Source organism: Streptomyces coffeae (assembly GCF_016741875.1).
Lineage (GTDB): Bacteria > Actinomycetota > Actinomycetes > Streptomycetales > Streptomycetaceae > Streptomyces > Streptomyces coffeae.
Genome location: NZ_JAERRF010000018.1, coordinates 1 through 21,856 on the forward strand (window position 1 = coordinate 1; position 21,856 = coordinate 21,856).

The window sequence follows — 21,856 nt, forward strand, 5'->3', positions numbered from 1 at the left end:
GCCCAGACCCAGACCCAGACCAAAGGCTGTCCGCCATCCCAGCTCCGCCCTGTGGCAACCGCGCCAAACGTGCAGCCAGCACTTGACCGCCACTCACCACCAGCTCCGGCTCGGTCACCGCCACCGCCACCGCCTGTGACAGCACAGGCGCCGACACCGCATCGTCAGCAAGGTCCAGCAACGCAATCCGGCCTGGATGCTCCGTCTGCGCCGACCGCAACAGACCCCACACGGACGCCACCGCCAGACCATCAACATCCCGCGCAGCAACCGCACCCCGGCTCACCACCACCAACCGGGAATCAACGAAGCGCTCGTCCGCCAACCACTCCTGCACCAACTCCAAAACCGAAAACACCCCAGCCCGCACACCACCCACCACACCACCAGCCGCCACTTCCACAGCAACATCGACCCCGACCATCACCACATCAGGTACCGCACCACCCGCCGCAGCCAACGCAGCCAGATCCCGATACGCCGCCACCTCCACCCCAACTCCCCGCAACCCCTCAACCACACCAAGATCCACAACCACACCCGAACCAACCACCGCAACACCCGACACACCCGCGCCCGCCCGCTCGACCACAGGCGTCCACTCCACCCGGAACAACGAATCGCGGCTCAACGTGGGGTCATCGCTGAGTTGGTCAATGGAGACCGGGCGGGTGACGAGAGAGGCGATCGAGGCAACGGGGTTACTCTCCGTGTCCGCGATCGCGATCGCGAGGGCGCCATCCTCGCCGTAAGACAGTCGAGCCCGCACTGCCGCCGCCCCAAAGGCGTGGAAGGAAACTCCCTCCCATGCAAACGGCAGGCCGCGTTCCGTGTTGCTGTCAGCGAATGCTGCGGCATGCAGTACGGCATCCAGCAGTGCCGGGTGAGCACCGAACCTGCCAGTGTCGACGCCTTCCGGCAAAGCCACGTCTACGAAGAGCTCGGAGCCGCGTCGCCATACCGCGCGCAGGCCCTGGAACGCCGGTCCGTACTGGAAGCCGGACGCGCTCAACTGCTCGTAGCAGTCCCCGAGGTCAACCGACTGCGCGTCCGCCGGCGGCCAGACGGACGAGTCGAAACCTAGGTCGATGTCAATCGGCTCTTCTGCTACGGCGAGCACGCCCATGGCGTGCTGAGTCCACGGAATGTGGGCCGAGCCATCCGCTCGGGAGAAGACCTTGACGGAGCGGCGCCCGGAGTCATCGGCAGCGCTGACGAACACCTGGATCTGCACCGCGCCCTGCTCGGGCAGCACCAGCGGTGCCGACAGGGTCAGCTCCTCGATCCGCTCGCACCCCACCTCGTCACCGGCCCGGACAGCCAACTCAACGAACGCGGTACCCGGCAGCAGAACGTGCCCCATCACCACGTGATCGGACAGCCACGGATGCGACGCCAACGACAAACGACCCGCGAACACCACACCATCGGAATCCGCCAACGACACCGCCGCACCCAACAACGGATGCTCCGCAGACACCAAACCAGCAGCCCGCACATCCCCCACACCCACCGAACCAACAGGCCAAAACCGACGCCGCTGAAAGGCATACGTCGGCAGATCCGTCCGACGTGCCCCGCTCCCAGCAAAGAACGCACGCCACTCCACAGCCACACCACTCACATGCAACTGTGCCAACGCACTAACCGCCGCTGACTCCTCCGGCCGGTCCTTACGCAGCACCGGAACCACCACCGCAGCATCCGGCGCCGACTCCCCCACGAGCGCCGACAGCACACCATCCGGCCCCAGCTCCACAAACGTCCGCACGCCCTCCGCCCGCAGCGCCTGGACGCCATCAGCGAAGCGCACCGTCTCCCGCACATGCCGCACCCAGTACTCCGGCGAACAGATCTCCTCCGTCACAGCCACAGCACCCGACAGATTCGACACCACCGGAATCGACGGTGCACCGAACTCCAGCCCCTCCACCACCGACCGGAACTCATCCAACATCGAATCCATCAACGGCGAATGGAACGCATGGCTGACAGCCAACCGCCTCGTCCTACGCCCCTCAGCCTCCAAACAAGCAGCGACCTCCAGCACCGCCGCTTCCTCACCGGAGATCACCACCGACGACGGCCCATTCACCGCCGCCACCGACACCCGCCCCGCCGCCTCCGACGCCTCCACCAGCGGCACCACCTCACCCTCACCAGCCTGGATCGCCACCATCACCCCACCCGACGGCAACGCCTGCATCAACCGAGCCCGCGCCCCCACCAACACACACGCATCAACCAGTGACAACACACCCGCCACATGCGCCGCCACCACCTCACCCACCGAATGCCCCGCCACGAAGTCCGGCTGCACACCCCACGACTCCACCAGACGGAACAACGCCACCTCAACCGCGAAAAGCGCCTGCTGCGCACAACCCGTGCGGCTCAACGCCTCCGCGTCCTCACCCCACATCACCTCCCGCACAGAACCGTCCAGCTGCGCAAGCACACTGTCGAGCACCTCGGCAAACACCGGGAACCGGTCATACAGCTCCCGGCCCATCCCCAACCGCTGCGCGCCCTGCCCCGAGAACAGGAACACCGACTTGTATGCACCCCGCTCTGTGCCCGCTTGGATGAGCCCGGGTGCCGGTTCCCCCATCGACAGCGCGGTCAGACCTGCGATGAACTCGTCACGGTCGGAGGCGACGAAGGCCGCACGTTGTTCGAAGGACGACCGTGTGGTGGCCAGGGAGAATGCGGTATCGAGAATGCTCAGCGGCCCGGAATCGGCATCGCCTACACCGTTGCCGTCTCCGTCGCCGTCACCACCCACGTGGGCAAGGAGCCGCGCCGCCTGCGCGCGTAGCGCCTCCGGCGTGCGACCGGAGAGGAGCACAGGCATCACATGAGGCACCACGTCTCGCGCCCCGTCCCCCACCGCATCCGATACGACCGCCCCTGGCGCATCCGCCGCCTGCTCCGTGTCCGCCCCGCCACTCGCACGCGCGAGGAGCTCGGCATCCGGTGCCTGTTCGATGATCACGTGTGTGTTGGTGCCGCTGATACCGAACGACGAGACGGCCGCCCGCCTCCGGTCTCCATTCTTCTCAAGCCAGTCGACGTTCTCCGTGACCAGTCGGACAGCGCCCTGGCCCCACTCCACATGGGACGAAGGCGTGTCCACATGCAGGGTGCTCGGCACCACTCCGTGCCTCATGGCCATGACCATCTTGATCACACCGGCGACACCGGCCGCCGCCTGGGTGTGGCTGAGGTTCGACTTGATCGAGCCCAGCAGAAGCGGCCGGGTCTCCTCCCGGTTCCGGCCGTAGGTTGCGAGCAGTGCCTGGGCCTCGACCGGGTCACCCAGGGTTGTGCCGGTGCCGTGTGCCTCGACGACATCGACCTGATCGGCCGACAGCCGGGCGTTGATCAGTGCTTGCTGGATCACCCGTTGCTGCGAGGGGCCGTTCGGCGCGGTCAGACCGTTGGACGCACCGTCCTGGTTGACCGCGCTGCCGCGGATCACCGCCAGGACCGGATGTCCCTTGCGCTGTGCGTCCGACAACCGTTCCAGGACAAGGACGCCCACACCCTCCGCCCAGCCGGTGCCATCGGCGGATTCGGCGAACGATCGGCACAGCCCGTCCGGGGACAACCCGCCCTGGCGGCTGAATTCGACGAAGGTCGCCGGACTCGACATGACCGTGATGCCACCAGCCAGTGCGAGTGAGCACTCACCGCCCCGCAGTGCCTGGTCGGCGAGGTGCAAGGCGACGAGCGAGGACGAGCAGGCGGTGTCCACGGTCAGAGCGGGCCCGGTCAGGCCGAAGGTGTAGGCGATCCGGCCGGAGAGCACACTGCCTGTGTTGCCGGTGAGTTGGAATCCGTTCCCCTCGTCGGCACGGTAGTCCTGGGCCATGGCGCCCATGAACACACCGGTCTCGCTGCCCCGGAGGGACATCGGGTCGAGCCCCGCCTGCTCGAAGGCCTCCCAGGCCGCTTCCAGGAGGACCCGCTGCTGCGGGTCCATGGCGACGGCTTCGCGAGGTGAGATGCCGAAGAAGTCCGCGTCGAAGTCGGTGGCGCCGTAGAGGAAGCCTCCGGATGTGGTGGAGGACGTGGCGAGCGCCTCGATGTCCCATCCCCGGTCGTCGGGGAAGCCACCGACACCGTGCTCGCCGCCGGCGACCAGGCGCCACAGGTCCTCGGGGTTCGACACCCCACCCGGATAGCGGCAGGACATACCGACGATGGCGATCGGCTCCTGGGCCGCCGCCTCCAGCTCGTGCACCCGCTGTCGGGTCTGCCGAAGATCTGCGGTGGCACGCTTGAGGTAGTCCCTGAGCTTCTGTTCGTTGTCCATCTCAGCTCATCTCAACGGCGGTTGCTGGAGCGGATATTCACCCGAGGACGGTTGTCCCTCACACGTCACGCGCGGGCTGGTGCGCGTGGCGGTGCGGTACGGCAGGGGTACGGCGTTTGCACGGGACCTGGCGCACGCTCGGCGTCCGCCCAGGTTTCGGCACATGTCCCCCGGTCGACGGCGTCGCAATGCCTGTCCACACCATCGCGGGGGACGGCTCAGCCGACATGGTGACTCCCACAGATCATGCGCTGAGTCTCATCGGACGATCACGGGAAAAACCGTAGTCATGGGCAGAAGTTCGGAGTCAGTCAGCGGTGTTGGTCCCGCCGCCACCGGTGTCGGGTCCGCCACCGTCGTGGCCACCGCCGTCGGCGCTCTCCCCGCTTTCGGAACTGTCGAGAAGAGCCAGCTCCGTGAGCTGAGCACGGCCGGCGATGCCGAACTTGCGGTACACCTTGGTGAGGTGCTTCTCCACGGCGCGGAGGCTGATCCCGAGTTCGGCCGCGATCTGCTGGTTTCCGCGACCGGCCGCCGCCAGCACTGCGACCCGGCGCTCGCCGGGGGTGAGTGCGGCGACGGTCGCGGTGGCCTCCCGTGGGCCGGGGGTCCGGGGAGGCCCAGGGTCGGCCACACCGGGAGGCTCCGGCGGATCGCTCGGTGTGAGGTCCGCGGCGAGAGTGGCCTGGGCCGAGGCGTCGGCCCGGTCGGTGGCGGCGGCGCGGTGGGGGCCACTGGCACGGTGGGGCACAGTGGCGCGGCGGGAGATCGCGGCATCGTCACGAGCCGCAGCGCCCTGTTGAGCCACGGCGCCCTCAAGAGCCGTGGCACCGTCGTAGGCGCCGGTACTGCCCACGAGGCCGGTACCGCCCAAGACACCGGCACCGTCGTCAGAGACCGCGGCCCGGCCGACGGAGACGTCAGCACCGTCAGGGGCAGCAGTACGGTCGGAGTCAGCCGTGCGGCCGGAGCCGGACAGCTTGTGTCCGAGCTGCTCCTTCGCCTTGGCCAGTTCCCTCCGGTCGACGGAGTCCTTGAGGATCTCCACCGCGCGCCGCGCCAGCTCGGTCCCCGCCCGGCCTTCGGTTACCGCGGCCCAGACCCGCAACGAGCGTCCGACGGCACTGGGCGCGCCCCAGGCCGTCGCGAGCTCGTACTCGTGCGCGACGAGGGCCTGCGCGAGGTCGGGGCGTCCGAGCTGATGGTGCAGTTGGGCGGCCCAGGAACGCCAGGGCATGAGGGCGGGGTTCGTCCAGCCCCGCAGTTGGTGTTCCCGCCCGGCTTCCAGTAGATGGTCGAGTGCGGTGGCCACAGCCCCCATCCGCAAGGCGAGCATCCCGTCGACGAGGTGTCGGATGGCGGGCACGAGCAGGGCTTTGCCCTGGGCGCGGAATGCGGCGAGGGCGTGCCATGCGAGATCGGGTTGCCCGCCTTCGGCGATGATCAGGGCCAGCGCCTCGCAGCAGCGTCCCGTGACCTGGGTGAACTCGGGGTCGGCGTGCGTCAGGGCGTCAGCGGCGAGGAGCGCCGCTTCGCCGTGCCGGCCGCGGCGGGCCAGGAGGAAGGCCCTTTCCGCTCGGACGAATTGAGTGCTTGTGCCCCGCTCACCGTGGGTGTGGAGGGCTGCTTCGGCCACCGATGCGAGCCAGGTCTCGGCCTGGTGGGGTTGGTCGGCGGCGAGCAGGGTGCGGGCCGCCAGGGGGACAGCCGTGCGCAGGTCCTGCACCTCCGGTGGTTGGGCGTGCAGTGCTTGGCCGGCCAGGGCGCCCGCCGCGCCGTGGTCAACTCCGGCGAGCATGCCGGCGTAGGCGAGCAGGGCGGACCGGTCCCGATCGGCGGCCGTCCGCAGTGGACGGGGCGTACCTTCGCGCCGGAATGTGCCAACAGTCTCGGTGAACCACCGGCGGTGTCCGAAGTGTGTGAAGCGCATACGCACGTCCAGCGCGAGCGCGGTCTCCCGTTCGGTGCCGTCCAGCAGCGCGGGATCGCCCGCTGCCGAGGCCGCTTCGGTGAGCTGGGTGGTGAGCCCCACGGGCGGGAGCTCGCAGGCCAGTACGGGGATGCGGGCGAGTTCATGGGTGCGTCGGGCCGGTGTCGCCAGTCGTGGCAGCGCCTGGGTCAGGCGCCGGATCCCGCTGACCGGGGCCACGGGCAGCTCGGCCTTGGCCAGGTCCACGAGCAGCTCCGCACGCTCGTGGCCCTGAGCGGCGGAGCCGAGCAGGGCTCGCAGCAGGTATCTCCTCGCCAGACCGAGGTCTCCGCCCGTGTACTCCGCCCACGCGGCGGTCCGGAGTACGTCGATCTGCCAGCCGCCCGGCGGATCGCCCATGGCCAGGATGTGTTTCGCCACCACCGGGGACGGGCTGCCCGCGTTGTGCAGGGTGCGGGCGGTTCTTGCGTGCCAGTGCCCCCGGGTCACGGCGTCGAGGGAGCCTTTGACGGCGTCGCCGATGGCGTGGTGGGCCCACCGCGGGTCCGGGCCGGTGGCGAGCAGACCGGCCGATACCAGCGTGTCCAGTGCGGCCGTGCCCTGCGCCACGGTCAGTCGGGCCAGAGAGTACAGCGTGTCGGTCCTCGGGCCGAGGAATGCCAGCGCGGTGGCGGTCTGGCGTGCTGCTTCGGGCAGTTCGGCCAGGGCCCGTACAGCGTGCCGGCCAAGTGCGGCGGGCCGTAGCGCCTGTAGGTGCTCGAGCATGGGCGGGCGTCGGGCTCGGCGGAGCTCGCTCAGCAGCGTGGCAAGGAACAGCGGTCTGCCACCCGACATCTCGACACAGGCGCGGACGAGTGCCGGGTCCGGCTTGTCGAGGGCCTGGGAGACCATCGCGGACGCTCCGTCCGGCGACAGGGGCCGGAGTGCCACCTGGTCCGTGGCGCGGGCGAGGAGGTCTTTCAACGGTGGTGCGTGTGCCGCCGGGTCGCCCGGATGCGGTGACACGGCCACGATCACGACCGGTGCGTCGGAGAGCTTCTCGCCGATCAGCGTCAGCCAGCGCAGTGAGGCCGCGTCCGCCCAGCGCAGGTCGTCGCAGAGCAGCAGCAGCGGTTGGCGGCGGGCGAGGCCGAGCGTCAGGTCGCGCAGTCGGAGTGCTTCGTTCTCCTCCGTCGCGCCGACCGGCGGGTCGGCGTACGGATCCCTGCCGAGCAGCATGCGTCGGGCGAGCCCGAACACGGCTCCGCTCTCGGTACGGTCGCCCCCGGCGCGGAGCACCAGCGCCTCGGACGGCTGCGTCCGCATGGCGAGTTCGCCCAGCAGGGCCGACCGCCCGACTCCGAAGGGGCCCGACACGGTCACGAGCGCGCCCTGCTCGTCGCGGGCGCTGCGATGCAGCGTCCGCTGTAGGAGGGCGAGCTCGCGCTCACGTTCGATCAGCACAAGTCCTTTCCCGGCTCCGGGTTTTCTGGAATCCGGCCCCGCGCAGCGGGCGGTGGATTATGAGGATACGTACTCGGGGCATACGCGCGGCGGCCACTGGCCGACGGAAAAGACGCCCATGGAGTAGCCCTTCGATATCAGCGCGGGCCGGTTGGTGACCTTGAGTTTCCGTAGCAGGGACGTCACGTGGTATTCGACACCGCCGCGGCTGAGGAAGAGTTTCGCTGCGAGCTGCACCGTGGACTCGCCCGCGGCCACGCCTTCCAGGATCCGGGCATGCATGGGGCTGAACATCTTCCGGCGGTCAGTGATCATTTGTGGGCCGCTCTCGGCTTCCTGTGGCTGCACCAACACCATGATCGTGTCGACCCTGCCCACACTGCCGCGCACCGCGATGCCGGTGAGCTCACCCTGGAAGATCAGGTCCTCGGCCCCCATCGCGACGATCTGGTCGGCGAAGCGCGCATTCTGCCCGTCGGCCAGGCGAATGAATTCATTTTTGAGCTTGCCCTGGACACTCGGATGCATGAATTCACATATATCGCGCCCTTGAATATCGCCTGAATGCCAACCGAACTGCTGCAAGAAGAGGTGGTTGGCCTCTTGGATCCTCAGTTCGAGATCGAGGTTCGCCATGCAGAGTCCGGACTGCTCGAAGAGCGACCAATAAATGTCGCGATACTGCTCCGAGCAGCGATCCCGAGTTATCTCCGGGATAATTACTTTTGATGCGAGACTGGTGTTACTCACGAGTTTGTCGACCATTTCCTCGGCTCCCCACAGGCCGATGATCCAGCAGCGACCGACTTCTTTGCTCCAAGAAGTCCCTCCCCGATTTTCATCGTCTATAGATATCGATCAGAAGTCAAGCTCAGCGGACTGAGGGAAACTTTTCCCGCTTAATACTGCGGGCTTCGGACCGTACGGTTCGGTGCCGCACGGTACGGTTCCTCGCGGTACGGTTCCTCGCGGTACGGGCGCCGCTGACGTACGGAAATGCCGACTCGGTGCGGACGCGACGCCGCCCCCCATGCAGCGGGTGATACCGCAGGTCGACCGCCATCTGACGGCACACGAAACACCGGGCGAATATGCCGCCTTTGACATTTTCTTTATTGTCTACGCGCATAGCTAGAATTGCTGTGCGACGAAACCCGGTCCTTCCTCATACAGGGAGAGCCGTCCCGCTACCCGAGAGCGAGAGACCCATCGTGCGACCAAAGGCCGCCCGGGGCAGAAGGCTGTCCCTTCCTCGCCAGTTCCACGAGGCTTTCTTCCTGCCCCGGAAGGCGCCTGCCGGAAAGGCTGTGCCTCGGACCGGCGCTGCTCATGCGCTACGGCTCTCACCCGCGAGCGCTGCGGCGAGCGCGGACCGGCCCTCGATACCGAGTTTCCGGTAGGAACGCGTCAGGTGCTTCTCGACCGCACGCTTACTGATCTCCAGCCGGTCGGCAATCTCCTGGTTGCTGTGACCCCGTGCGGCGAATTCCGCAACAGTGGCCTCGCCAGGGGTGAGCACGGATCTGACCATCGGGGCCGAGGCAGCCGCGGCAGCACCGACCAGTCCTCTGTCCCGAGCGCCCGATCCGGACCTCTGCACCTGCTCGGCCAGCCGTCGGCCGCGGGTCAGCAGCCGTTCGCCCTCGGCCGGCGCGGTCGTATGCTGCAAGCGTTTCCCGAGCGCGATCAGAGCCCGGGACAGTTCCAGCGTGGTGCCCACGTCCTGGAGCACCTCGACCGCCTGCCGCATCCATACGGTCCCTTGTGGTCCGTCGGTCACGGTCCCGCGCACCCGCAACGCCCTGCCGAGCACCGTCGGAGCGCCCCAGGCCTCCGCACGCCGGTGAGTGTCCTCGGCGAGCTCGGCCGCGTCCGCGGTCCTGCCCAGCCGGTGGTGGATCAGCGCCGCCGAGACCTGCCACGGTGACACGGCCGGGTTGAGCCATCCGGCCCGGTCGAGCAGACGACCGCAGTCGAGGAACTGTGCCCGCGCCGCCGGGAGGTCCCCGCGCGCCGCCGCCAGTTCGCCCCGCAGATGCCGCCGCAGGGCGAACATCAGCAGGTCGCCGTAGGGGGCCGTCATCTCCACCGCTTGCCCGGCCAGCGTGAGGTCCCGCTGCTCGACCGCGACCGCGCCCAGCGAGAAAGCCGCCGTCTCCATCGACTCCGGCACATCCCGGTCGGCCAGCGCCACCGCGCGCAGCGCGCTCTCCCGCGCCGTCGCAACCTGACCGCGGCCGAGAAGCACCAGCCCGCTTTGTGCTTCGGCGATCGCGATGAGTGTCGGGGGGCCCTGTCGCCGGACGTGGGCCAGCGCCGCATCGAGCCAGGACGCGGCGGCGTCTCCGGCGTCTGCGGCGAACAGCACCCAGGGAAGGGTCAGCAGAGCGGAGCTGAGTTGCAGTGAGTTGGTCGGTTGATGGTCGAGTACCTGACGTGCCATCCTCACCACGTCCCGGCAGCCGACCTGCCCGCTCAGCACCGCGGAGTGCAGGAGCACCATGCGCAGTTCCCGCTCTCCGATGCCGACCGGGGTGGTGTCCCCGAGTGCCATCAGCCGTTCTCCGGCCGACGCCAGGACCGCGGGGTCCTGGATCCCCGCGTAGCGCGAGCGCGCCTCCATTCGCAGGGCCAGCTCCCGGTCGTCACCGTGCAGGGTCTCGGGGGCTCCGTACCGCCCGGAGACCTCGCGGACCAGTTCGGCGAGTTGCGTGTCGCGGCCCACCACGTGCGGCGGTGCCCAGGAGAGCACCGCGGCGCGTCTGCGGTGGTCCGGCATCAGCCGCGCGGCCTGTGCGAGGTGCCGGACCGCCGAGTCCGATTCGGCTTCCAGCTCGGCGACGGCCAGCTCGGCGAGTTGCTCGGCGCGTTTGCGGCCGTCGACGCTCAGGTCCAGCAGGGCCTGGCGCAGATAGCGAACGGCATCCTCGGGTGCGCCCCGTCTCCGCGCGGCCACCGCCGCCGCCCTGAGCTGAGCGATCTCCCAGCGGTCGGGCAGTTCGGCAACGTGCACCAACTGCGCCGCGATCTCCTCCGGCTCGGCGCCGCACTCCTCCAGCAGGGCCGCGGCGGACCGGTGCAGACGCGAGTACTCCTCCGCTCCGAGGGACTCCGCGATCGCCTGGGTCATGGCTGGGTCGCGGAAGGCGAGTCTGCCGGATCCGCCGCGCACCAGGGCTTTCCGGAGCGCCGCCTGCGCGGCTCGGCTGTCCTGCCGGCTCACCCCGCTCAGCCGCTCGACCAGCTCTTCGGTCGCCTGGTCCGCCAGCACCACCACCGCCTTGGCGAAGGCTGCGATGGCAGGATCGCGCCGCAGCCGCAGCAGCATCCGCTCAGCCTGGAGCGACGCCCCGAGGTCACGGACCCGCGCCACCTCCGCCGCTGTTCCGCGCAACCGCTGCCCCACGGCACGGTCGAGCAGCACACGGAGCTCTTTCGGGTTGCCGCCGGTCACATCGTGGCAGGCCAGGGCAAACGCGGTGGCGCAGCCGTCACCCAGCCACGAGGACAGCAGCTTCGCCGTCGCCTCCTTGGGCAGCGGTTCCGCGCGCAGCCGATGGGTCGCCGCGCCCATGATCTCGAGGAGGTGTGGGTCCCGCGTGCCCTCCCAGTCGTGCACCACCACACCGATGAGCACGCGCGTACCGTTCAGCCGCGCGGCCAGGAAGGCCAGCGCGCGCAGCGATGGTTCGTCCGCCCAGTGCAGGTCGTCGATCACGAGCACTACAGTCTGGTTGCCGCTGAGACCGACCATCAGGATGTACAGACCGTAGAGCACCGGGGTGAGCACATCGACGCCGATGACCTCGTGCACTCCGCTCCCGTCCTCCACGGCGCCGAGCAGGGCCCGCGAAGGGGCGGGCACCACGTCCTCCGGCGAGGTGAGCAGGGGCAGCGCCCATTGGCGTACGACGCCCAGCGGCAGGTCACGCTCGCCCTGTGCGCCGCTGGACCGCAGCACGCACGCGCCGGAGTCCTCGGCGAGCTGTGCCAGCTCACGCAGCAAGACCGTCGTGCCCGCCCCGGTCTCGCCCTCCAGCAGCAGCAGCGCTCCCTCACCGGACTCGGCCTGCCGCAAGGCCTGGCGCAGGACGGTCAGTTCGGATTCCCGCTGCACGAGCATGGGTCTCACACCTTCCGGACCGCGGGGGCGAAGCGGGCCGCCAGCTCTGTTCTGCCCCGGACGCCGAGCTTGCGGTACACCTTGGTCAGTCGCAGCTCCACGGTCCGGGTGGCGACGCCGAGTTCGTCGGCGATCTCCCGGTTGGCCAGTCCGCTCAGGGCGAGTTGCAGGACGTCCCACTCGGGTGGTGCCAGCTCGGCGAGGGGCAGGGGCTCCGGCTCTTCCATCGTCTCCGGTGCGGCGGGGAGCTCGACGCCGAACGCGCTCAGCATGTCCGTGAGCCGTGCGTGGGCTCGCTCGAGAGCCCCGCCGGTGCCCCATCCGTGCAGCAGCGCACGCTCCTCCGCGAGCAGCCGGGCGGCGCTCTCGGGAGCGCCGAGCATCCGGTGGGCCAACGCGGCCGTCGACCGCCAGTGCACGAGCATCGGATTGCGCCACCGTCGAGCACGCAGCAGCCTGCCGCACTCGTCCAGGTACACCAGGGCACGTTCGGGGTCGCCGGTCACGAGGCAGAGCTCGCCCTTCGCGTAGCACAGCAGTCCCCAGCCGATGCCCTGGTCCGCCCCCGCGGCGAGCGGGCGGGCCGCGGCCCGTTGCGCGTCGTCCAGCCTCCCGCAACGGAGTTCGGTGACGATCTCGCCGGCCACGAAGCGCGCCAGCAGCATCGGATGCCAGGAGCTCAGGGGCAGCTCCCGAGCGGCGGCGGCCAGATCCTGCCGTGCCACCTCGGCGCCGTGGACACCCAGCGCGACGCGCGCCCGATGGAGCAGTGCCTGTGCGGCGCTCGCGCGGGCGTTGCGTCTGCGCGCCTCGACCACGACGGCGTCCAGTCCGGCCAGGGCCGCTTCCTGGTCGTCGGTGCACCGCAGTGCGCTGGATGCCGCGATCCGGCACATCAGCGGAAGGTCGGTGTACGCGGTGAGCGCGGCCCTGGCCAGCTTCCGTGCCCGGTCGGGCTCCACGGCCCGGGTGGCCAACTGCCAGGCGAGCACCGCGGCTTGAGCCGGGTCCGCCGGGCGCTCGATGGGCGGGGGCAACGGGGCCACCGGGCCACGCGGTTCCGGGCCGGACTCTTCCTGTGCGAGCCGGCCCAGAGCGAGCAGCGGGGAGCGGGTCTCTTCCGCCATGGAGCCGTTCCAAGCCCGGTAGGCGTCCGCGATCGTTCGGTGTGCGGTCGCCGCGTCGCCGCGGCTCAGCAGCAGGTCGGCCGCCTCGACGACGGACGGCAAGACCTCGCGGTGCGGGTAGCGCACCAGGACTTGGCACAGCCTGCCGTCGCTGGCCTGCGGCGCCGTCGCGACCTCGACCGAGGCGAGGCGGTTGAGCAGGCGCGCCCGGTCGGCATCGGGCATGGGCTCACGCAGGGCGCGGCGCAGCGCCGCGACCGCGGAGTCCGGCCTGCCTTGCCGCAGGCGGTACATGGACGCCTCGGCCAGCACCTCGGGGGCCCAGGGCAGGCCGGTCGCGGGTGCGGCGCCGAGAAGGCCGGCGACGGTGTCGGCGTCGGCACCCACCTTCCAGCCGAGTTCCGCCGCCCGCAGGCACAACGTGTTCCGCTCGACGGCGTCCATGCCCGCGAGCACATCCTCGGGGAGCGAGGAGCAGGCCGGCCGGGGGGCGTCGGGGCCGGTCACCAGCCCGGCGGCGAGCAGTATGTCGAGTGCGCGCTCCAGGCTGGTCGTACCCAAGCCGGTGAGGGAACCGACGATCTCGTACTCGAAGGTGGCGCCTCCTCCGAGGCACAGCACGCGCAGCAACGCCAGCGCGTCGGCGGGCAGGCCCCGGACGGCCCGGGCGTTGCGCTCGGACCAGGCACTGCGGGCCGCCAGTGTCAGCTCCCCGACCCGTTCGGGGGTCAGCGGCAGGTCCCGGGCGGCGAAGTGTTCGGCCACGGCGTGCAGCACGGCGGGGCGGCCCATGGTCAGATCGGTCGCCGTGGCGGCCACCGATGCGTCGACCTCCCGTCCCACCACCGCTGTGAGGAGCCTTTGGGAATCCTGTGGAGTCAGTGGCGGCAGCGGGAGTTCGTGAACGGCGGCGCAGCCCGTGTTCACGATGCAGTCCTCGCCGAGGTGGCCGGAGAGCGGGCCGTGGGACGCCCCGATGAGGAGCACCGGGGCGTCCTGGACCCGGCGGGTCATGGCGGCGAACCAGTGCAGCGACCACACGTCGGCCCACTGGACGTCGTCGACGGCGAGGGTCAGGGGGCGGTCCGCGGCGAGTGCGAGGAACTCGTCGCACAGCAGCGCTATCAAGGCCTCGGTGCTGCCGCCGCGGAGGCAGATGGCCGCCAGTTCGACCACGCGTGGCGGCGGGCGGAGTGCGATGAACAGGTGGCTCATGGCGGCGTACGGGAGCTGCGACTCGACCGGTGAGCAGCGGACGTGGCCGACGGCGCTTCCGGCGGCCCGCGCCCGGGCCACCGCCCGGGTGATCAGCGCGCTGCGTCCGGCGCCGAGCGGACCGGTCAGGCCGAGGACGCCCGACTCGCCGGCGGTGAGCGTCTCGATCACTTCGTCGAGCCGGGTCAGGACGGTGTCGCGGCCCACGAGTTGGGTGTCGCGGGATGCGGGGCTCACCGGGGCAGCCGCCCGGCACCGGTCCCCGCGGCTCGGTGGGCTTCCGCTTCGGCTCCGAGCCGCCTGTGGCCGTTGCGCGCCGCCACCTCGTACCCCCTTGCCACCGGTCGCTCCCCGCCGGAAGCGATGCTTTTCCACACTACAACTCCGCTGGTCACAGCCCGAAGTCGGCGTTGGAACGGTCTCATCAAACTCTCATCAGCGCGGCAGGCAGCTCCAGGCGGCTCCGGATGCCGAGCTTCCGGTACACGCTGGTGAGGTGGAACTCAACGGTCCGCTGGGTGAGGAACAGTGACTCGGCTATCTCCCTGTTGGTCGCTCCCGCGGCGGCCTGCTCGGCGACCCGGCGCTCGCTGCCGCTCAGCGCGTCGGCGGGCGAGTCGGTGCCGTGCCACAACCGCCCGCCGGCTTCGGTCAGCGCGGGCAGGGACTGGTCCAGCTGCTGCTTGTCCCGGCACAGCACGGCCAGGTCGATCGAGCGGCGCAGCCGTTCGCGAGCGCCCTCGGCGTCGCCCCGGCGGTGCAGTCTGCGGCCGAGCAGGTACTCCGCCCGGGACTGCTGAAGTCTGCCGGGGGAGTCCGCGAGCATGTTCACCGCGTCGATGAGCAGGTCGATCCCGGAGTCTCCCGCGGTCAGCACACCGCGCGCCATGCGGATCATGCCCAGCGCCCGGCAGGTTCCCCAGCGTCGTACGGGCTCCTCCACCCGTTCGAGGAGATCCAGCCCTTCGTGGGCGCGGCCGAGTCCGGCGAGCGCCTCCGCCGCATCGAGCCACCAGGGGGCCAGTACGGGGTTGTCGATGCCGGCCTCGGCCAGGCTGTCGCCGCAGTGGAGAAGGTGGGTGAGCGCGCCCTCCAGGTCTCCCAGCGCAGCCCGGGTCCGTGCCCGCGCCATCGTGAAGTGGTGGTATTCGATGGCGAACCGGTCCAGTCGTGGCCGGGTGACCAGGTCGAGCAGATCCTGCGCCCGCTTCGGCTCTCCCCGGCGGATCAGCGCCCCCGCCAGGGCGGTCTGCGGCATCACCACGGTCGGGGCCCAGGCTTCCTGCACCATCACGTCGAAGGCGCTCTGCGCGTCGGACAGCGCCTCTCCCACATTGCCCGCCCAGAGGTGGACCTCGGCGCGCACGCTGGTGCTGAGGACGTACGTCCACGCCTCACCGCGGCCCTGCGCGTGCTCGATCAGGTCGGTGAGGGCGCGCAGCGGGAGGTCGATCTCGTCGGCGAGGAAGAGCGAGAGGCTGGAACCCAGCACCGCCCATCCGCCGGGTGCGATCTCGCCGATGTCCAGGACCTTGCGCGCCTGGGCGGCGACCTCCGGGGCGGGCCTGGCCTTCAGGGTGCCCAGCGAGGACAGCATGGCCAGCAGCTGGCGTTCCTCGGGGGTGTCTCCCGGCGGCGGAACGTAGTCGGCGAACCGCCGGCTCACCGCTTCCACGGTGGACTTCTCGTCGAGGCCGGAGAGCAGGTACACGGACTCCACGAGCGTGCGCAGGGCGCGGTCCGCCGGGTCGGGGTTCTCGCCCAGCTCGGCGTCGATGGTGTCGAGCGTCTCCCCCACCAACGCGAAGGCCCGCAGCGAATTCTGCGCCCCCAGCGAGGTCAGGGCGTACTGCACCACCAACTGGCTTCGGATCCGTGGATCGGATACCAGGCCGAGCGCGCGCTCCAGGTGTTCGAGGCCCTTGGCCGGGTCGCTCTGTGCGAGCACCTTGCCGGAGGCGGCCAGCAGGCCCACGTCGTCCGGGTCGTGTTTGAGCGCGTGGGAGAGGTAGCGCGCGGCGACACCGGGCGCGCCCCGGTGCTCCGCGCTCGCGGCTGCCGCGCGCAGCACACCGACCATCCACGGCGTCGGGTCGCCGGGCAGCCGCATCAGCTGGACAGCGATTTCCTCGGCCGGGCGGCCGGCGTCGTTGAGCAGCCGCGCGGCGCGCCGGCGCAGGGCCACGAGTTCCTCGGCGGGGGTCGCGTCGAGCACCGCCTGCCGGATCAGGTCGTGTGCGTAGTCGACGCCGTCGCCGAGCAGCAGGTCCTGGGCGCGCAGCGCCTCCACCGCGATTCCCGCCGGGCCCGGTCGGGTGCCGGCGAGGGCCGCGGTCATCTCGATGCTCTCGCCGCCCAGCACCGCGATCGCCTTGGCGACGGCGTAGGCGTCCTCGGGGAGCCGGTCGAGCTGAGACCGCGTGACCACGCACCGCCCGAGCTCGTCGAGCAGGGCCACCTGTTCGACGCCGGGCGGAATCGCCTCGGCGCGCAGCCGGGTGACGACCCGCTGGAGCAGGAACGGGCTTCCGCCGGTGATGTCCGTGCAGGTGGCGACGAATGCCGGGGCGGTCTCGACGCCGAACGCGGAGTGCAGGACGTCGCCGACGGCATCGGCGGTCAGCGGAGGCAGATCCAGGGTCAGACAGCCCAGGGCGTCACTGATCTCGTCGAGCAGTTCGGGCTGATCAGCGCCGGTGCGCTGGGTCATCACCACCAGGAGCGGAAGGTCCTCTGCACGGCGGAGCAGAAATCCCAGCCAGCGCAGGGAGGTCTCGTCGCACCACTGGATGTCGTCGATGGCGAGCACCACCAGGCCGTCGGCGCTGAGCCCGGCGGTCAGCCAGTGCAGGCCGTACATGACCGCGTACGCGTCGGCTGGGCCGGTCTCCTCCGTATGCGGCAGGAGCGCGGGGAGGGCGAGGCGGGCGCTGCCGCTGAGCAGAGGGGAGCTCGCGGGGCCGTCCCCGGTGCGCCACAACGGCTCGAACAAGCCACGGACGGTTTCGTACCCCGTTGAACGGCCTTCCGGACACGTGACGGACAGCACCGTCTTCGCGAGGGGTTCGAGTTCGTTGAGCACGGCGGAGAGCAGTCGGGTCTTGCCGATACCGGCCGGGCCGCGGACCAGCACCGCTTGACCCGCGCCGGGCGACGCCCGGCGGGCGCGTTCGACGAGAAGGGACAATTCCCAGTCCCGGCCGATGAGTTCCGTGGCTGTTTGCGACTGCACGCTGCTATGAGCGGCCATCGAGACTCCTGTGTGCTGCATTGCGGGGGGACGTCAACTGGCCGTTGATGTTGATGAGTTTGGATGCCGATTCGCTTGCTGGCCGATAATACCGGCTCGGGTGTCCGGATTACGGACCCCGTGGTGCCCATCGGCCTTCACCTCGGGCGTGCACGGAACTGTCCGTAACACTACTTGCTCGTATGGTGCATGGAATCAGGCTCCCCCCGGGGCACTCAGAGGCCAGGTCAGGAGAAGTCAGTCGAGTCCCTTCTCCTGCTGTTCATCCGCAGTTCTTGTATCGCTCGATGGACCGGTGCGCGGTGCCCGGCGCGGTCCGCTTCTCGATACGGGAGCGATAGGTGTTCCCATCGCCGCGGCATGTGCCCGACATCACCGTGGTGACGTATGCGGGACGGCCGAGGCTCCGCGGATCCCGAATCGAGCGGTGAATGCGACGCTGCGGAGAAATCCGCGGGATCTGAATACGGATCTGCAAGACCCAGGTTTCCTGGAGAATTTCATACCGTCCGCGGATCATCCGCTCCCGCACGTTCGTTGACCGATCGTCCGTCAACAGCGAAAGGGCTTCTCGGGCCAATCGCCACCCATCCTCCGGGGCCATTGCAGCCGCTTGATCAGTTTCGGCCACGACCGACGCGAGGCACCTCCTCGACCCCGGTGACCACCCGCGACAGCGGTCCATCGCCTGGCGCGCCCCGCCTCGCGGTGCCGCACGCCGGCAGGGGGCCGGGCGGACGTGCCCGTAGACGGCCCGAGCCGTCGGGGAGGGAGACACAGTGATGCCCGGGGCCCCAAGGCACCCGGGCATCACCGCGTCATCCGCCCTGCTTCCGCCCCGTGACCGGGGCGGCGGGTCAGGCGTCGATCCAGTTGTGTGCCTGGACCAGTTCCAGCACGCGCTTGCGTACCTGGACGAGCTGGGCCGCGGTGAGCGACGGCGCCGCTTCGAGCAGCGCCTCGGTCAGCTCGTTCCGGAACTCAGCCTGGGACAGGACGTCGCACATCAGGTCCTCGTCGGAATCCGCGGCGACCGCCCGTTCCGCCCCCGCGGCAACCGGAGTCGGCCGCCGTACGACGACCGCCCGCGCGGGCTGCTGCTCCAACATCTGCACATCGCTGGCCTTGAGCCCGCGCTCCCCCACCTCCGCCGTGTACTCCACCCGGAGTCCACTGCGGAACAGATGCTTCTCGTCCCTCAAGTCATTGGCATGTACGAAGACATCCTCACCGCCGGAATCGGGGGTGATAAAGCCATATCCGCGCACGTCGTCAAAGCGCACCACGGTACCTGTAGCCACCACAGCTTCCCCTCACATCAACCACTACACACTGTCACCAACACACGTCCCGGAGCCGGTCTTTGACACCCCGCACCGGATACCGCTCAAATCCTCGGGCCGACATTCGACGGGCGGGGCACGGCAGTTGACCGCCGTCCGGCCCCTCGCACGGTGCTTCCTCATGGTGTCGTAAGGCCCATGGGCCGTAGCGCGCACGGTCACCGCGTGTGCCATGAAGAGCCATCCAGACCTGGACCCATGGGAGCGTCGGCGGGATCGGTGCGGGGAACGGCGGCGGGTACCGTGACCGTGGTCATCACCAGGCCCGACCGTACGGCCCAGCGCCCCTCGAATCCGTTCAGGACGCGGTCACCGAGCTGCCATCCGGGTACCAGAAGCCGTGCGGCGAAGGTTTCGCCGACCGGGTCGAAGGTGAGGAAGGCATCCTCGAACCCCAGCGGGCGCCCGGTCAGCGGAAACCACGCCTTGTACACCGCCTCTTTGGCGCTGAACAGCAGGGTGTCCCAGGGGAGCGGCGGCGATCCGGGGCGGTACAGCGGCAGCCCGGCGCGCTCATCGGGCAGTGCCACGGCCTCCAACACCCCGTCCGGAAGCGGCTTCGCGGGCTCGGCGTCGATGCCGAGGGCGAGCAGCTCCGTGCTGGGCGCGACGACAGCGGCGGCATACCCCTCGCAGTGGGTGATCGCGCCGGTGATGCCGGACGGCCATCGGGGCTCGCCGCGCGGCCCGGGAAGGATCGGTACGGGCGGCGAGCCGATACCGGCCAGTGCCCGGCGGGCGCACCAGCGGCCGGCGGCGAACTCCCGCTTCCGCTTGTCGACCGCATGCGCCACGAGGTCCTCTTCCGGGGGCAGAAGCGCACCGGCCGGTGGTTGGCCGAAGGTCTCGGCCACCGAGACGGTGTCCGGCAGCAACGCGCCGAGCAACGCCGTCCCGCTTGCGGTTTCCCCTGCCATCGCCGCTGCTCCAGCCACTTGCCCTGACCATGTGCCGAACCCGCACGACCCTCGCTGTCCCGTGCAAGGGCGAGCCTAGGCCCCGTTCGCCGTCCGGCCCACCGAAAGGGGCATGGGACGCCTGGGCCCGAGAAAATGACCAGACTTCCGTGGAGAACGAGACCGTCGTGCGCTCGACGGACCGGCCGCGCAGCCGATGTGCATGCACCCGCCCGATGCCGTACGGCCGCCTCGCAGCCCACTGATCACATAGTGGTCCGCCTCGGGCACGGTGAATGTCGGCGCTTGCTCCAGCGAGGTGCCCCCGCCGCCTTGATCGGGACAGACGCAGTAGCTCGGCCGACGGAACCTTCGGGTAGCGGGCTGCCGGATCGGTCAGGGTGCGCACATCGGACGCGGTCGTGGGCGCGTAGCCATGCTCTCCGATGCCGTGCAGTCCACGGCTGACAACGTTGAGCGGGTCGTGAACATGGCTGGTGCAGCCCCCGGGCCCCGGCGACACCCCCGGCACGGACACCGCATCGTACGGGACTGAGGGCGAGCCACCGTGAGGAGGACAGCCGCCCCGCACAGCCCGCCGAGATGGCACCCCCGCCCATGTGTTCCTGGCCGCGCAGCAGGCCGGCTACATCACCGCGGAGATCGTCCATGCCACCGGGGGCACACCCCTGCCCTGGCACGCCTCGCCTAGCGCGAGCGGTTCCGCACCGTCAGGCGGTCCTTGCGCGAGCGGCGCCGGAGCAAGACGGCGGGGACGAACCAGCAGAGGGCGAACCACAGCAGTACTGCGGCCACCAGCCACAAGGCCACACTGTCGGAGGCCACGACGCGCAGGATCAATAGGAGCGCCGACGCCACGGTGAACAACAGCAGGACAAGCCCGGCCAGTGTGAACCCGGACGCCCAGACCACGGTCTCCGGCTTCAGTCGGCGTCCCGTGACAAACCGGTGCAAGGAGACCGGGGCGATCAGCGCACCGGTCGCCGCCGCGCCCAGGAGAACGGTCACGATGTAGATGACCTTCTCCGTCGCGCCCAGTTCCGCGAAACGCGGCGTGAAGGCGACCGTGAGCAGGAAAGCGAAGAGGATCTGCACACCCGTCTGGGTCACTCTCACCTCTTGCAGCAGCTCGGCCCACTTGCGGTCCGCCCGCTCCTCCGGAGACTCGCTGCGGCCGGTCGAGGGCCGAGGGTCCTCATGCATCGGCGGCTCTCCCTTTCCGCCCACGCGTTCCTGGGCGGTCGGCACTGCGCGGTCCGGTCGTCACGAGGCGCGCAGACAACGGCCGTTCCAGAGAACCCGGGCTCCCGCCGCGCTCCCCATGCCCGACCGGCCCAGCAGAGGGAAGTACGGCCGACGCGGGCAGCGGTCGACCTACGCCCCGACGAGCGCTGGAGCGAATACCACGCGTACGCGAGGCGTGGAGCCGGCCGCCTGGCCGCCCGACCGCCTGCGACCACATGAGCCCCCGTGTCAGCGGCCGAGCGCCTTCGCCAGCTGCTCCTTGTTCATCTGGGAGCGGCCCTCGATGCCTCGCTGCTTCGCCTCGTTGTACAGCTGATCACGGGTGGGGCCCTTCGCCCCGCTGTGCGAGCGCATCCCGCCCCGCTCCGGCGCGGACTTCGGGTCCTTCACGGAGGTCCTGCTGGCGGTCTTGGCCTCGCCCGCACGGGCGCGTTCCTTGTTGACGGTCCGGGCGGCGATCTCCTTCGCCCGGGAGGTGGAGGTACCGCGCTCCTCCTGACCCTTCTTGATGTGCTCGTATTGGCGTTCACGCTTGCGGCTGGATCCGGCAGGCATGGCTCAGCCTCTCTTTCCCGTCGGCGCGCCGCCTTCGCCCGATCGGACCTCCAGATGAAGGGGCAACGCTCCGGGCGATCGCCCCGGGCACCTGATGCTGGTCCGGTGGCGGACACGGCTTGCTTTCTCCGTCTTCAACCTTAGGACGGGTTCCCCGGGGTCGAAGTCCGGAACCTCCCGGACGGACGACGTCGGCATCGCGGCCGGGAGTGCCCAGCGCCTCGGGCTTCGGTCGTACGAGTGGGGCCCGGATTGCTGGGAACCCCGGGGTTATGTGTGCTGTACGGCGCCCGGCACCGCACGCCGTTTCCTCAGCCTCCCATCGGCGCGCAGCTCGCTTCCCCTGGCACGCCCGAGCGGGTGAGACGGTCGGCTCGGGCCATGTCACGC

At 70.0% G+C, this 21,856-nt stretch carries 11 protein-coding genes; all 11 read right to left on the reverse strand.

The genetic code is table 11. The annotated features are described in order from the left end of the window. Nucleotides 1–4,318, reverse strand: a 4,318-nt coding sequence (locus JK363_RS26850) for a type I polyketide synthase (protein WP_201877917.1), incomplete at its 3' end; no start/stop codon positions are given. Nucleotides 4,319–4,625: 307 nt separating this feature from the next. Then, on the reverse strand, nt 4,626–7,691 hold the full coding sequence (locus JK363_RS26855) for a helix-turn-helix transcriptional regulator (protein WP_201877919.1): 3,066 nt from the start codon (nt 7,689–7,691) through the stop codon (nt 4,626–4,628). Nucleotides 7,692–7,748: 57 nt separating this feature from the next. Then, nucleotides 7,749–8,456 (reverse strand): LuxR C-terminal-related transcriptional regulator, encoded by a 708-nt coding sequence (locus JK363_RS26860; protein ID WP_215911323.1) that lies wholly within the window; start codon nt 8,454–8,456, stop codon nt 7,749–7,751. A 562-nt stretch (nt 8,457–9,018) separates the two neighbouring features. Next, nucleotides 9,019–11,814 (reverse strand): AAA family ATPase, encoded by a 2,796-nt coding sequence (locus JK363_RS26865; RefSeq protein WP_201877926.1) that lies wholly within the window; start codon nt 11,812–11,814, stop codon nt 9,019–9,021. A gap of 5 nt (nt 11,815–11,819) precedes the next feature. Further along, on the reverse strand, nt 11,820–14,393 hold the full coding sequence (locus JK363_RS44280; RefSeq protein ID WP_201877928.1) for an AAA family ATPase: 2,574 nt from the start codon (nt 14,391–14,393) through the stop codon (nt 11,820–11,822). Between the two features lie 187 nt (nt 14,394–14,580). Beyond that, nucleotides 14,581–17,406 (reverse strand): ATP-binding protein, encoded by a 2,826-nt coding sequence (locus JK363_RS26875; protein WP_201877930.1) that lies wholly within the window; start codon nt 17,404–17,406, stop codon nt 14,581–14,583. Between the two features lie 262 nt (nt 17,407–17,668). Beyond that, nucleotides 17,669–18,037 (reverse strand): hypothetical protein, encoded by a 369-nt coding sequence (locus tag JK363_RS26880; protein WP_201877932.1) that lies wholly within the window; start codon nt 18,035–18,037, stop codon nt 17,669–17,671. A gap of 226 nt (nt 18,038–18,263) precedes the next feature. Further along, complete coding sequence (locus JK363_RS26885) at nt 18,264–18,707, reverse strand: cold-shock protein (protein WP_307821879.1); 444 nt, start codon at nt 18,705–18,707, stop codon at nt 18,264–18,266. 200 nt (nt 18,708–18,907) lie between these two features. After that, nucleotides 18,908–19,636, reverse strand: a complete 729-nt coding sequence (locus tag JK363_RS26890) for a 4'-phosphopantetheinyl transferase family protein (RefSeq protein WP_307821886.1) — start codon at nt 19,634–19,636, stop codon at nt 18,908–18,910. A gap of 717 nt (nt 19,637–20,353) precedes the next feature. After that, nucleotides 20,354–20,869: a DUF6328 family protein gene (locus JK363_RS26895; RefSeq protein WP_201877944.1), complete on the reverse strand. Its 516-nt coding sequence runs from the start codon at nt 20,867–20,869 to the stop codon at nt 20,354–20,356. A gap of 270 nt (nt 20,870–21,139) precedes the next feature. Then, nucleotides 21,140–21,466, reverse strand: coding sequence for a plasmid stabilization protein (locus tag JK363_RS26900; protein WP_201877946.1), 327 nt, complete (start codon nt 21,464–21,466; stop codon nt 21,140–21,142). Nucleotides 21,467–21,856: the final 390 nt, after the last annotated feature.